The sequence below is a fragment of the Rhodoferax sp. EU05-FHT12H12 genome, assembly GCF_058791215.1.
In genome coordinates this window covers 182,097-195,153 of record NZ_JBYTDI010000005.1, presented here as the reverse complement: position 1 = coordinate 195,153, position 13,057 = coordinate 182,097, and the positions used below count along the sequence as shown (strand labels likewise).

12 protein-coding genes are annotated in these 13,057 nt (G+C 58.5%); 4 read left to right on the top strand and 8 right to left on the bottom strand.

Annotation, left to right across the window (positions count from 1 at the left end):
- Positions 1-110 precede the first annotated feature (110 nt).
- Positions 111-1,046 (top strand): serine/threonine protein kinase, encoded by a 936-nt coding sequence (locus AC3WS7_RS15400; protein WP_492656967.1) that lies wholly within the window; start codon positions 111-113, stop codon positions 1,044-1,046.
- Positions 1,047-1,059: 13 nt separating this feature from the next.
- Entirely contained in the window at positions 1,060-2,214 is a 1,155-nt protein-coding gene (locus AC3WS7_RS15395) for a hypothetical protein (protein WP_492656966.1), read from the top strand.
- Here the strand turns inward: AC3WS7_RS15395 and AC3WS7_RS15390 are convergent.
- Positions 2,211-2,897 (bottom strand): hypothetical protein, encoded by a 687-nt coding sequence (locus AC3WS7_RS15390; protein WP_492656965.1) that lies wholly within the window; start codon positions 2,895-2,897, stop codon positions 2,211-2,213. The two genes, AC3WS7_RS15395 and AC3WS7_RS15390, sit on opposite strands and share 4 nt — an antisense overlap.
- Positions 2,898-2,937: 40 nt before the next feature.
- Positions 2,938-4,758: a glutamine--tRNA ligase/YqeY domain fusion protein gene (locus tag AC3WS7_RS15385; RefSeq protein ID WP_492656964.1), complete on the bottom strand. Its 1,821-nt coding sequence runs from the start codon at positions 4,756-4,758 to the stop codon at positions 2,938-2,940.
- Positions 4,759-4,852: 94 nt separating this feature from the next.
- On the opposite strand from AC3WS7_RS15385, the gene AC3WS7_RS15380 reads away from it, so the two are divergent.
- Positions 4,853-5,779, top strand: a complete 927-nt coding sequence (locus AC3WS7_RS15380) for a sensor domain-containing diguanylate cyclase (protein WP_296472332.1) — start codon at positions 4,853-4,855, stop codon at positions 5,777-5,779.
- Between the two features lie 9 nt (positions 5,780-5,788).
- On the opposite strand, the gene AC3WS7_RS15375 is transcribed toward AC3WS7_RS15380, so the two are convergent.
- Positions 5,789-6,667, bottom strand: coding sequence for a substrate-binding periplasmic protein (locus AC3WS7_RS15375; protein ID WP_492656963.1), 879 nt, complete (start codon positions 6,665-6,667; stop codon positions 5,789-5,791).
- 39 nt (positions 6,668-6,706) lie between these two features.
- Entirely contained in the window at positions 6,707-7,666 is a 960-nt protein-coding gene (locus tag AC3WS7_RS15370; protein ID WP_296472335.1) for a glutaminase, read from the bottom strand.
- 61 nt (positions 7,667-7,727) lie between these two features.
- Between AC3WS7_RS15370 and AC3WS7_RS15365 the strand changes: the two genes are divergently transcribed.
- Positions 7,728-8,846 (top strand): DUF2157 domain-containing protein, encoded by a 1,119-nt coding sequence (locus tag AC3WS7_RS15365; protein WP_492656962.1) that lies wholly within the window; start codon positions 7,728-7,730, stop codon positions 8,844-8,846.
- Between the two features lie 90 nt (positions 8,847-8,936).
- Here AC3WS7_RS15365 and AC3WS7_RS15360 read toward each other — a convergent pair whose 3' ends face one another.
- The 4 genes from AC3WS7_RS15360 to AC3WS7_RS15345 all read right to left on the bottom strand — a co-directional run bounded on the left by AC3WS7_RS15360 (position 8,937) and on the right by AC3WS7_RS15345 (position 13,044).
- A complete protein-coding gene (locus AC3WS7_RS15360; protein ID WP_296472340.1) occupies positions 8,937-10,085 on the bottom strand; it encodes a branched-chain amino acid ABC transporter substrate-binding protein in 1,149 nt (382 codons plus the stop codon).
- 216 nt (positions 10,086-10,301) lie between these two features.
- Positions 10,302-10,892 carry a hypothetical protein gene (locus AC3WS7_RS15355; RefSeq protein ID WP_296472342.1) on the bottom strand — a complete coding sequence of 197 codons (591 nt, stop codon included), beginning with the start codon at positions 10,890-10,892 and terminating at the stop codon, positions 10,302-10,304.
- A gap of 27 nt (positions 10,893-10,919) precedes the next feature.
- The gene (locus tag AC3WS7_RS15350) at positions 10,920-12,080 is read right to left on the bottom strand and encodes a branched-chain amino acid ABC transporter substrate-binding protein (RefSeq protein ID WP_296472344.1); all 1,161 of its coding nucleotides are present in this window, start codon (positions 12,078-12,080) and stop codon (positions 10,920-10,922) included.
- A gap of 103 nt (positions 12,081-12,183) precedes the next feature.
- On the bottom strand, positions 12,184-13,044 hold the full coding sequence (locus AC3WS7_RS15345) for a substrate-binding periplasmic protein (protein ID WP_492656961.1): 861 nt from the start codon (positions 13,042-13,044) through the stop codon (positions 12,184-12,186).
- Between the last annotated feature and the right edge of the window lie 13 nt (positions 13,045-13,057).

The following is a 13,057-nucleotide window of genomic DNA, read 5'->3' as shown; positions in this document are numbered from 1 at the left end:
CAAGCGCTATTGCATTTTTTGGTCATATTGAATTGCCACAAATGCGACGATGGAAATTTTCCCGGAAAGCGCTGTAGACTGAAACAAAAATAGATTTAGGGAGGGGCCATATGCCAATTGATTCGGCACAGCTACGGTCAGATTTGAACGCTTGTATTCCAAGCGCCGTTATTGATGGTGTTGCCAAGGAGTCGGGGCAACGAGTCGTCTATTTCGCACACTTTGACGATAGCCTTATACCTGCGGAACTTCTAAATGACGAAGCTTCAAATTTTCTTCGAGGATGGCAATCGTGGGGGCGCGTCGTAATAAAAGTTGTTTCTGGCGCAGGGATCGTCGCACTTACTCGATTGCAAGCGGAAGCAAATTTGCTCAAGGAACTTCAATCTCCGCAGTTCCCCAAACTTCACTATTCAAACTACTTTACGGAAAACCCCATTACGGACAATCCGCTGATTGAGAGCCTCTATGTCAGCGTCGAAGAGTTTGTCGAATCTGAACCACTGTCTGACAAATTGGCAGATTACGTTGGAAAGTCCGATGAGGTATTTCATCTTGCTCGGAGCGTTGTGTCTGGTCTTCGCCCATTGTGGGAGCATCCACGAAAGTTGGTACATCGCGATGTGAAGCCAGACAATTTGTTGCTTACCCCGAAAAATGAAATTGTCATTATCGATTTTGGCATTGTTCGTGAAACTGGTTCGCAGGGGATAACCCAGGAAGGTTGGGGCAAAGCCCCAATCTCAATTGACTTTGCGGCACCCGAACATATTGCAAATGACAAGGACTTAGTGAGTTTTAAGACGGATGTCTTTTCGCTCGGCGTCGTTATGTACCTGTTAATTTCGGGCCAGCACCCATTTCGAACAAGATATGGAATGGATATGGTGGAGGTGGCTGAAGCAACCGAAAACCTAGTCCCACCAACTTTAGCTTCAATGGGGTGTTCGAATGAAAGGCAATCCCAAACCGTTGCGCGGATGATGGAGAAGAAGCCGTACCTTCGCCCGCGAACAATCGATGCGTTGCTACAAGAATTGACTTGATTTGGGAGAAGTAATGACTATTCGCGTGTATCACCAAAATGGGCACAACACCACTTGGAATGTGGATTCCTTTGAGAAGGAGCATTGTGGCGATGGGCTGATACTTAGCCCTGTTCATCAGGCCCCGTCAAGTATTGAGAAACTCTCCGATGCAACGCGAGGAGCTTCTATATTTGATCCGCAGTTCTATTTGCCGAGCTCTCAGAAACCAAAATTGCTGCAATACGAGTTCTTTCCAGAAAAGATTACAGAAGGCGGATTTGCAACAACTTCATTTGAAGCAAACGTGAAAAAGTCGGCTGAGCAATGCGTTAAATTTCAAAGGGAAATGAGCTTTCGGCGCATTACTGTGCCAACGCGCTTCTTGGACCAGATGTACAGCAACTATGTTGATCGTCAAAAGGCCTTTTGCGTAGATGCTTTTATGGAACAAATCTCCTCGAAGGAGCAAGTCTGTTTGAGCCTCGCAGTGACCGCACCGATGTTGGCAGACGAGGGATTCCGAACTAAGCTGCTTTCTTGGATTACGAGTTATTCGAACGTCCAGGAACTTTATCTAATTTACTCCGCACCACGTGACACAAAGCAAATACATGATTCAGAATTGCTTGTGGCTTGTCACAAACTTGGCTGTGAAATGCAGGGTATCGGTCTTGAGTTGACATGGGGACATCAGAATACAGAAGCTCTTTTGGCGACTGCGCAGGGTGATGTTGGGGTGACGATGGGGAGTTTCGAGAACACTCGAATTTTTTCAACTGACAAATTCGTAGTTACTGATGAAGATAGACGTGGGCCAAAAGCGCGCGTGTATCTCAAGGGGCTCTTGAATTGGGTCCAGTTTGAGCAGGCGAAGGAAATTCGAAAGAGCCTCCCCAAAGTATGGGAAGAAATCTATGACTCGACCGAACATTCAGAGCAGGCATTCGCTCTCGTGTTAGAGCCAACCTTTAATCAGCCACAACTTTACAAGCACTATTTTCAAAATTTCACAAACGAAGTCAAGTTGCTTTCGTCGATGGCTGTAGGGGACCGTAAGCTCTATTTGCGGGAGAGAATAGAGCGCGCTCAGGCATGGTATGCCCAAATTGGGAAAACAATGCAGCTAGAAAAGCACGGACAAGGAACGCATCTCGCTCCTTGGTTGAAAGCGGTGGATCAGTTTTAGCGTACACCGACTACGCGCGCCAACATTGCTTGTGTTCTCCACGCTAGGGCACCGCCCAGCCATGAGCGGTTTGCAGCTCTAACATGAATGTGCAGTTCGCCAGTGCTAGAGAAAGATGCAAGACCGACTCCGCAGGAGTGGAATACATTACTTTCTTTAATTGCACTTCCTGCGCTTGAGTGATCCAGAAGTACCCATGCCTCGGTGGAGAACTGGAGGTAACGATATGCTTGAACCACAGCTCGGCGCCAGTCCCTTAACTTCGCCTCAATTGCAACTACTTGTGAAAATGGTGGGCTATTGATCGAGGCAATTTCAAATGTCTGATGAGCTTCATCAACCATTGCTAATCGTTTGATTCCAGCCAATTCATTTGCAATTCTGCGAGCCCCAATAGGCGAAGTCCCTGATATTGTTGCGAGTGTTGAAAGTGATTGAACTAATCTTCCCGCCTCAACTGAAAGCAATGGGGCAAAACGCGGATTGAGATTCGCAAGTGAGTGAATATCTGCTTTGGCACTTTTGGGAGGAAAGTTGTAGAGAACCACATCGGGCCTACCAAAACCTCCTTCGAGTTCTCGCACGATTTGAAAGCTGCCGTTATTTGTTTTCTTTAAAAACTTGATAAATCCGGCAACCAGCTTTTCCTCTGAAGGGAAGCTTTTGAGTTTCTTTTTGATCACTTTGGCTATCGCTGTACTCGAGTTTTGTCAGTTCGCGAATTCACTTTCCCCAACTATCCTTCAACCCCACCGCCAAGTTAAACACCGGCTTGCTGCCTTGCACGTGGTCCACGCGATCCGCGACAAAGTACCCATGCCGTTCAAACTGAAACTTCTGGTCTGGCGCGGCGTTCGCCAATGAAGGCTCAACGATTGCAGTGACAACCTTCAGGCTATTGGGGTTCAGGCTCTCGATAAAGTCTTTGCCACCCGCGTCGGGCTGCGCGTCCACAAACAAGCGGTCGTACATGCGGACTTCGGCGTTGACGCCATTGGCCACGCCCACCCAGGTGATGGCGGCTTTCACCTTCACCAAGTCGCTGCCCGGCGTGCCGCTCTTGGTGTCGGGCACCACGGTGGCCAGCACTTCGGTGATGGTGCCATTGGCATCTTTGGTGCAGCCGGTGCACTCGATCACGTAGCCGCCCTTCAGGCGCACCTTGTTGCCGGGGAACAGGCGCTTGTAGCCCTTGGGGGGCACTTCTTCAAAGTCTTCGCGCTCGATCCACACCTCTTTGCCGATGGTGAATTGGCGTGTGGGCGATTCCACACCCTCGGGCGGGTGGGGCAGGGCGGGCTGGGTGCAGGGCTCCAGGTGGCCGGCGCCCATCACTTCATCCCAGTTGGTCAGCACCAGTTTCACGGGGTTGATGACGGCCATGCCGCGGTGGGCCTTGGCTTCCAGGTCTTCGCGCAGGCAGCCTTCCAGCGTGCTGTAGTCAATCCAGCTGTCGCTCTTGGTCACGCCAATACGTTCGGCAAACAGTTGGATGGCCTCGGGCGTGTAGCCGCGGCGGCGCAGGCCGACGATGGTGGGCATGCGTGGGTCGTCCCAGCCTTGCACCTTGTGGTCGTACACCAGTTGCGCCAGCTTGCGCTTGCTGGTGATGACATAGGTGAGGTTCAGGCGGGCAAATTCATATTGCTTGGGCGCGGGCGCTGCCAGCAGGCCGCCTTCGCTCAGGCGCTCCAGCAGCCAGTCGTAAAACGGGCGCTGGTCTTCAAACTCCAGCGTGCACAGGCTGTGGGTGATCTGCTCCAGCGCGTCTTCAATGGGGTGCGCGTAGGTGTACATCGGGTAGATGCACCAGGTGTCGCCGGTGTTGTGGTGCGTGGCGCGGCGGATGCGGTAGATGGCCGGGTCGCGCATGTTGATGTTGGGGCTGGCCATGTCGATCTTGGCGCGCAGCACCATCGATCCATCCTCATGTTTGCCGTCGCGCATTTCGCGAAAGCGGGCCAGGTTTTCAGCGGGCGTGCGGGCGCGGAAGGGGCTGTCCACACCGGGCTTGCCAAAGTCGCCACGGTTCATGCGCATTTGCTCTGCCGTTTGCTCGTCCACATAGGCGTAGCCGGCTTCAATCAAATATTCCGCCGCGCGGTACATAAAACCAAAGTAGTCGCTGGCCTGGTAGGCGGCAGCATCGGGCGCGCCGTTCCAGTCAAAGCCCAGCCATTTCACCGCGTCGATGATGGAGTTGACGTATTCGGTGTCTTCCTTCTCGGGGTTGGTGTCGTCAAAGCGCAGGTGGCACACGCCGCCGTAGTCGCGCGCCAGGCCGAAGTTGATGCAGATGCTCTTGGCGTGGCCCACGTGCAGGTAGCCATTGGGCTCGGGCGGAAAGCGGGTGCGGATTTTGGCGGGGTCGGGCTGGCCCGCGGCGTGGTGGGCGGCATCGCCGGGGGTGCCGGCCCAGCGGCGCTGGGCGTAAGTGCCTTTTTCCAGATCGGATTCGATGATCTGGCGCAGGAAGTTGCTGATCTTGGGTGTTTCGGGGGTGTTGGCGGCGTTAGCAGCGGAAGAAGGGGTGTTGGCGCTCATGCGTTGGATTTTAGACGCCGCTTGGAAATGCGAAGCACCCCCCGTACACTGGCGCGCAACAGTTTCGCCACTTTCTTTTCAAAAGCACCAGCCCATGGCCGCGCCCCCCGACGTGCCCAACGCCACCGCCCTTCACATGGCGCGCTTGTACGAGCAGTCGCCGCTGTTTGTGTCGCTGTTTGATGCCTCCGACACCATGCGGTATGCCAACCCGGCGTTTCGCAAAGCGTTTGACGTGTCCCCGGGTGCCGAGCCCACCTGGACCGACCTGATGCGCTGCAGCCACACCTCGGGCGTGGGGGCGGCCATCAAGACCGACAACTTTGAGGCCTGGCTCACGTCCACCCGCTCGCGCCGGGGCAAGCTGCCGTTTCGCACCTTTGAGGCGGACCTGACCGATGGCCGCTGGATCTACATGACTGAAACGGTGGATGCGCAGGGCTGGATGCTGTGTGTGGCGTTTGATATTTCGTCCATGCGGGTGGGGGAGCGCTCACTGCGCCTGGCACGCGACGGCGCGTTGCGTGCCGCGCAGGTAGATGGGCTTACCGGCATCAGCAACCGCGCGCATGTGATGCAGCAACTGGAGAAGCGCTTGGACCAACTGCGCGAGCGCCAGCAGCCCTGTGGCCTGGTGATGCTGGACCTGGACCACTTCAAGCGGGTGAACGACACCTATGGCCACCATGCGGGCGATGGGGTGCTGGTGCACTTTGCGCGGCTGGTAGAGGCCACGCTGCGCCGCGAAGACGGCTTTGGTCGCCTGGGAGGCGAGGAGTTCATGCTCCTGCTACCCAACATCAGCCACGCGGCGCTGGAGCAAACCGTGGGCCGAGTGCTGGAGAAGGTGCGCACTGCACGCCCCCTGCCCGAGGTGCCCGGCTTTGCCTACACCTGCTCGGCCGGGCTCACCATGCTGGACCCCAGCCAAGACGCGGCGCACAACATGCGCCGTGCCGACCACGCGCTGTATGTCGCCAAGGCGCAGGGGCGCGACTGCCTGGTGTGGGCCGAGGGCTGAACGCCCGGCCTACTTGGGCAGGGCGGCCAGGTCCAGCCACAGGGCCTTGCGCGACAAGGGTGTCGCAGCAGGCAGCAGCGGGTTGCTCAGCGCAATGGCGACACGCCCGCGCAAATTGGCACGTTTGATGATCCCGCCAAAGCGCTCGTAAAACAGGGCATCAAAGCTGCCATCGGCCATGGCCTGGTGAAGGCCGGTTTCGATGGCTTTGGCCAGCACTGTGTCTTTCTTGTTCACAAAAAAGTAGATGGCTGTGGGGTAGTGCAGCAGCACTTTTTCCTCCACCACCAGTTGCTGATTGCGGGCCTGTGCAGCCTCGTCCCATATCTCCAGAATGGAGCGCGGAAAGTAATCAAAACGCCCGGCCTGCAGCATGGCAAACAGGCCTTCATAGGTGGTGCTGGTGGTGACTCGCAGGCCGTTGCCCTGCAAGATGTCGGTGTCGGGCCAGTCGTGGCCCTGGCCGGCAGAAAAGGCGCGCAAGTCTTCCAGCCCTTTGACGCCGGAGATGATGCCCTTGTGTTGCTCGCGCACAAAGGCGATGCGGTAACCAAACAGGCCCTTGTCGATAGGAATGCGGATGGGGAGCAGCTGGTCTTCGCGGTCTTTGGAGGTCATGCTCCACACCACATTGATGCCGGTGCCACTGGCCAACCGGTTCAGGGCGGCGCCCTGGGGCATGGGGCGGGGGTAGGCCCGGATGTCATAGTCCAAGCGTGATTTCTTCAGGGCCAGCTCCAGCAGCCGGACCGGGTATTCGAGCCGGCTGTCTGCTTCGGGGATTTTCCGGGAATACACCACAGAAAACTTGGCGGCCTGCACGGACCCGGCGGTGAGTAGCAGCAGGCACGCCAGGCTGGTGTGCAATCTTTTGAGCCAAATGGGCATGATGCCCTTTCCAACAACGACTCCGGCCCCCTGTTTTTTTTATGGTGTGTGGTTCCAGGCTGTCAGTTGCACCAAGCGTTCCAGGGCAAAGGCGCCTAGCACCGAGTTGCCTTTGGCGTCCAGCTCGGGTGCCCACACGGCTATGGTACCCACGCCCGGCGCAATTGCAACAATGCCGCCGCCCACGCCCGTCTTGACTGGCAGGCCAATGCGGTAGGCAAAGTCGCCCGCGGCATCGTAGGCGCCGCAGGTGAGCATGAGGGCATTCACGCGACGCGCATCGTCGGCCGCCAAGAACTGTTCGTCCTGCTGGCCGTCGCGGCCCAGGTCGCGCCCGCCGTTGGCCAGAAACATGGTGGCCTGGGCGAGCTGGGTGCAGCTCATCTCGGTGGCGCACTGGCGGCAGTAGTTGTCCAGCACCAGTTCGGGCTCGTTCACAAAGTTGCCGTAACTCTTCATGAAATACGCCAGGGCCATATTGCGATGGGCGGTCTCGCGTTCTGACCGGGCAATGCGTGCGTTCCAGCTCAGGTCGGGGTCATCGGTCAGGCGGCGCAGGGCGCCCAAGAGCGCGTAGTCCAGATGGGCGTAGCGGGTGGTCAATATGTCGGTGATGACCAGCGCACCGGCGTTGATGAAGGGGTTGCGCGGAATGCCTTTTTCGGTTTCCAGCTGCACCATGGAGTTGAAGGCTGCGCCCGATGGCTCGCGGCCCACGCGCTGCCACAGGTTGTCGCCCACGGTCTTGAGCGCCAGCACAAAGGTAAACAGCTTGGTGATGCTTTGCAGCGAGAACGGGGTGTGCGCATGGCCCACGCTGTAGGTGCTGCCATCCACCAGCGCCACGGCCATACCGAATTGGCGCGGCGCCACTTCGGCCAGGGCCGGGATGTAGCTGGCCACGCGGCCCTGGCCAAACAGGGCTTGGGCTTCGGTGTGGATCTGCTCCAGGATGGTGGACAGGTCTGTGGCCTGGGCCGAGGGCGTAAGGGTTTGCATGGGCGAATTCTAGGAGCCCGCCTGTGGTACATATGCGGCAAAACCACAGCAGGTATGCACCATGCACATCAAAGACTTTACGGACACCGCCAATCTGGTGGTGGAGCTGCGCTTGCAGGATTTGAAGGATGCCGCGCGGGAGGGTTTGCTTACCGAGACGCAGGCGCAGACGCTGTGGCAGCGCTGGAGCCACAGCACCCCCGCGCACCCCCAGCCGCCGCTGCCCACTGCGCCCACCGCGGGGCCTTCGTTTGGCTTTGTGAATGTGCTGTATTACTTTGGCGGGTTGGTGGCCATTGGTGCCATGAGCCTCTTTATGACGCTGGGTTTTCAGTCGCTGGGTGCGGGCGCTTTGCTGGCCATTGCGCTGGCCTACATGGTGGCTTGCTTCAAGGTGGCGGACCACTTCAAGGTGCGTGGTCTGGCCGTGCCAGCCGGGCTGCTGGCCACGCTGGCGGTGTTCTTGGTGCCATTGGCCGTGTGGAGCGCACAGAGCCTGGCCGGAATGTGGCCGCCAGGCGGTTCCGACGCGTTCTCCAGCTACCACACGCGTATTGACTGGCGCTGGCTCACCCTTGAATTTGCCACGCTGGCCGCAGGTGTGGTGATGCTGTGGCGCTACCGCCTGCCGTTCATGGTGATGCCACTGGCGCTAACGCTCTGGTACATGAGTATGGATGTAGCCAATGCCCTGCTCGACGACCACAGTTGGGAGTGGGCGTTCATGCGCGATATGTCGCTGGTGTTTGGTATTGGCACGGTGGCCGTGGCCTTGTGGGTGGATGTGCGCAGCCGCCTGTCCAGGACCGCGGAGTGGCGACAGGACTTTGCGTTTTGGCTCTACATGTTTGGCACCGTGATGTTCTGGTGCGGCCTGAGCCTGCGCGACTCCGATTCGGAGCTGGGCAAGTTTGTCTACGCCTTGATCAACCTGGCCATGGTGCTGGCGGGCGCAGCCATTGGGCGGCGTGTGTTCACGGTGTTTGGCGCGCTGGGTGTGGCGCTGTACCTGGGCCATTTGTCGCACGAGGTGTTTCAGGACAGCCTGCTGTTTCCGCTCGCGCTCACGCTGCTGGGTCTGGGGGTGGTGGCGCTGGGTGTCTGGTGGCAGCGGCACGAAGTGGCCATTGCGGCGCGGCTGGCGCGCTATGTGCCGGTGGGGCTGCAGCCGCGTAGCTGACGCGGAACGCGAGCATAAAAAAAGCGCACTGCAAGCAGTGCGCTTTTTGCTGGCAGGGCCACGTGTGTGGCCCATGGACAGCTGTGTGACTTAGCGGATCACGGAAACTTTTTCCAGCTTGCCGCCCTTGACAGTCTTCAAGGTCAAAGCGCCGTTCAGGATGTCGCCCTTGTTGTCAAAGGAGATGTTGCCTGTCACGCCCTTGAAGTCCTTGGTAGCGGCCAGCACGGGCAGGTACTTGGCGGGGTCAGAAGAACCAGCCTTGACCATGGCAGCGACCATGACCTTCACGCCGTCGTAAACGTAGGGTGCGTACACTTGCACGTCAGCGTTGAACTTGGCCTTGAACTTCTTGTCGAAGTCAGCACGTGCTTTTTCGAACGGGCTACCAGCTTCGATACCACCGGCTTCTGCGCAAAACACTTGGTTGTCAGCCACTGCGTCACCAGCCAGCTTCACCAGTTCGGTGGAGCAGATGCCGTCGCCACCCAAGAACTTGGCGTTGATACCCAAGGACTTCATCTGGCGCAGCATGGGGCCGGCCACAGCGTCCATACCGCCGAAGAACACGACGTCAGCCTTCTTGCCCTTGATGGTGGTCAGGATGGCGTTGAAGTCAGTGGCCTTGTCGGTGGTGAATTCAGTAGCGACCACGTTGCCACCAGCGGCCTTGACAGCCTTGGTGAATTCTTGCGCCACACCTTGGCCGTACGCAGTACGGTCGTCGATCACGGCGATGGCCTTGCCCTTCAGGGTAGACACAGCGTATTTGCCCAGGGTGCCGCCCAATTGAGCGTCGTCAGCCACCAGACGGAAGGCGGTCTTGAAGCCTTGGCGTGTGTACTTGGGGTTGGTGGCGGAAGGAGAAACTTGGGGGATGCCGGCTTCGGAGTAGATGCTGGAAGCGGGGATGGTGGTGCCGGAGTTCAGGTGACCAATAACGCCAGCCACTTTGGCGTCAGCCAGCTTCTGGGCAACTGCAGTGCCTTGCTTGGGGTCTGCAGCGTCGTCTTCGGTCATCAGCTTCAGGGTGACCTTCTTGCCGCCGATGGTCACGCCAGCAGCGTTGAGTTCTTCCACGGCCAGGATAGCGCCGTTTTCGTTGTCTTTACCCAGGTGGGCGATCGCGCCGCTGGTGGGGCCAACGTGAGCGATGGTGACAACAGCGTTTTGCGCAAATGCCATGCCGGTAGACAGAGCGATAGCTGCTGCTGCGACGGTTTTCAACTTCATCAACATAAGAACTCCAGGTAAAAAAAATCGTGAATTAATTTCCACAACGCGGACGTTAGCGCAAGTCACAGGCACTGGACATGAGGCTTGTACTTAGGTCCTTGTTGTATTCAAAGATCTAATGATGCATGAATTTCATTACTCCCAAAACCGGGAATCGTAGGTGAAAACCCGTATTTATTTGGTGCTTGTGCGGGGAGCGCGCACCGCACCAGTGCATGGTTAGCCCAGCAGTGTTTTTGCAAAAGCGTTGATGGATTCCAGGTCGGGCTTGAGCGCGGTGTAGTGCAGGCCTTCGCGGACCAGTGTGGCGCGCAGGCCGCGGTCCACGCCGCGGGCCTGGTCTTCATCCTGAAAGCGGCCGGTGTGCACGTATTTCTTGTCGCCACGCTCCACAAACACATTGATGTTGTCGTGTTGCCGGTACCACTCCAGAATTTGCGCGCGGGTCTTGGCCACGTCGCAAATGTTCTCGGGGTAGTTTTCGTTGTAGTACAGCACCTGGGGCAGGGAGCACTCGGTGATGAGGAACTGCACCTGCCCGTCGAGCAGGTTGAGCATTTCATACTGTCGTTGGGCGATGAAGTACTGGTTTTTGAGCACTTCAAAGTTTTGCTGCCAGACCAGTGACTTGGCGTAGTCGGGGATGGTCTCTACCGTCTTGGTGTGCAGGTGCAGGTAAAGAATGATGGCCGAGGAGATGAGCGACTTGTCACACCCCGGCCCGCCGATGACGTTGATGACCTTGGTGGGGTACAGGCGCATCTTGGTTTCGGGCAAGGTGTTGGGCACTGTGGTGTAACGCAAGGTCATAGGCATCTCCTGCTGACGGGGGTGGGCTTACCAGTTGTCGGAGCGCATCTGCGATTCCCACAGACCGCCGTTGGCACTGTACACCCCAATCACGCCGTAGCGCTGTTCGCCCTTTTCGTCCCATTTCATGGAGCCGGTGACGGGTGCGTAGCCGTCGATCTTTTTGAGTGTGGTGGTGATGTCCTGGGGTTTGGCCGATTCGGCGCGGCGGATGGCTGCCGCCAGCACGTACATGGCGTCGTAGGTGTAGTGACCGGCGTAGGCGGGCTCGATCTTGTACTTGGCGCGGTACTTGTCCAGAAAGGCGCCACCGGCGGTGAATTCACGCGCCTCCAGGATGGGGGAGGTGGCAAACAGGCCGCTGGCCACACCGGCACCTTTCAGCATGAGCGTGGTCTTGATGGTGTCGCCGCCCAGCACTTTGATGTTGGTGTAGCTGATGGCCTTGAGCGCGTCGAGCAGGGCCACGATCTGGAAGTCGTTGAGGGTGGAAACCACCACTTCCACGCCGGTCTCCTTGATCTTGGCGGCCACTTCTTCAAATTTGGTGGTCTTGTCGTCGAACGACTGTTGCAGCACCACCTCTTTCTTGGCCGCCTTGAGCTGTGTGCCGGCTCCGGCAGCCAGGTCTTTGCCATAGGGGGTGCCATCGTCCAGCAGGGCGAACTTGGTGCCCGAGAACTGTGATGCCGAGTAGCTGCCAATGGCCTTGGCTTGCAGCTTGTCGTTGGCCACCAGGCGGAAGGTGGTGTCCAGACCCAGCTCGGTGTACTTGGGGTTGGTGGAGATGGCCAGCTGCGGGATGCCCTTGGCGGCGTAAATGGGGGCGGCGGCAATGCTCACGCCGGAGTTGAGGTGGCCAATGACAGCCACCACGCCGGCGTCCACCAGTTGCTGGGCCACCTCTTTGCCGGTTTCCGCGTTGGCGCGGTCATCCACCGCCACCACTTCAAAGGTCACGGTCTTGCCCTTGACCTTGTAGCCTTCCTTGTTGAGTTCTTCCACTGCCATGTTCACGCCATTGAGCAAGTCCTGGCCCAGGGCCGAGAGGTTGCCGGTGAGCGGCTGGGCCACGCCGATTTTGATGACCGAAGGGACGGAATCGCAACCCTGGAGCAGGGCGCTGGAGAGAACAGCGGACAGGGCCAACAGGCGCACAGCGCCGCGGCGCGAGAGATTCAGTTGCATCGTGGGGTTCCTGGTAGGAGAAGGGGCACATTGTAGGGAGGGAGCCCGTTCACGCAACCACCGTGCCACGCTGTCGGGCTTGTGGTTAACCCCTAGGAAACACTCAATCACACTGCGACCGGTACTCCTTGAGTGCCTGGGCCTGTACTTTCTTGATGGTGCCATCCGCGGCCATGCGCCGCAGCACCGCGGTGACCCGTGGAACCAGGGCCGCATGACGCATGTGCAGGAAGTGAAAGCCCGGCGCGGTTTCCAGGGAGGGGTGTAGCAGCTGCACCTTGCGCAGGCCCAGTGTCTTGATCAGGCAGCTGTTGAAGCGCGAGTCCACCACGACATCGGTGCGGCCCATCTCCAGCTTGCGAAACAGGCTTTCCACATTGGTCGCGGTATCGGTGCGCATGCCTTGCAGTCGGGTCTCCAGATACCCGATACCGGCAATGTGGCCGATCACATAAGGCTGTAGCGAGGCATAACCGTTGGGGACAATGTCGGTGCGGGTGGCGTAGACCGCGGCCTCTTCGTAGGACACCGGCACCTCGATGCGCACCTGCGTCAGGGCGATATCCAGCGTGACGCCCAGGCCGACACCGTCGATCTCGTCGGCCAGCGCGTAGCCGCGCCGCACCGGGAGCTTGGTGTATTGCACTTCGACGCCCAGTTCTTGGTAGGCCAGCGCCAGCACACGCTGGGCCATGGTCACACTCAAGCGGTCTTCGGGCGGGATGGCAAATACAAGCGGTGTTGCGGCCTGGCTCCCCAGAGCCGCACCGGCCAGCGTGACCAGCGCCCCGCACCGGCGCAGTGTGCGGCCGAGCACCTTGCGCAGCCCTGCTTGTTTGGGCCAGCTGCGGCTGGTGACTGCAAAGTTCGGCGTGCGGGCCTGGGGTTGGGCATGGGAGGTGGACATACCGCTCAGCGCGGCCCGCGCGCATACGCACATCCGTGCTCCACGGAGCAATGCCATGGGACTCCTCCTT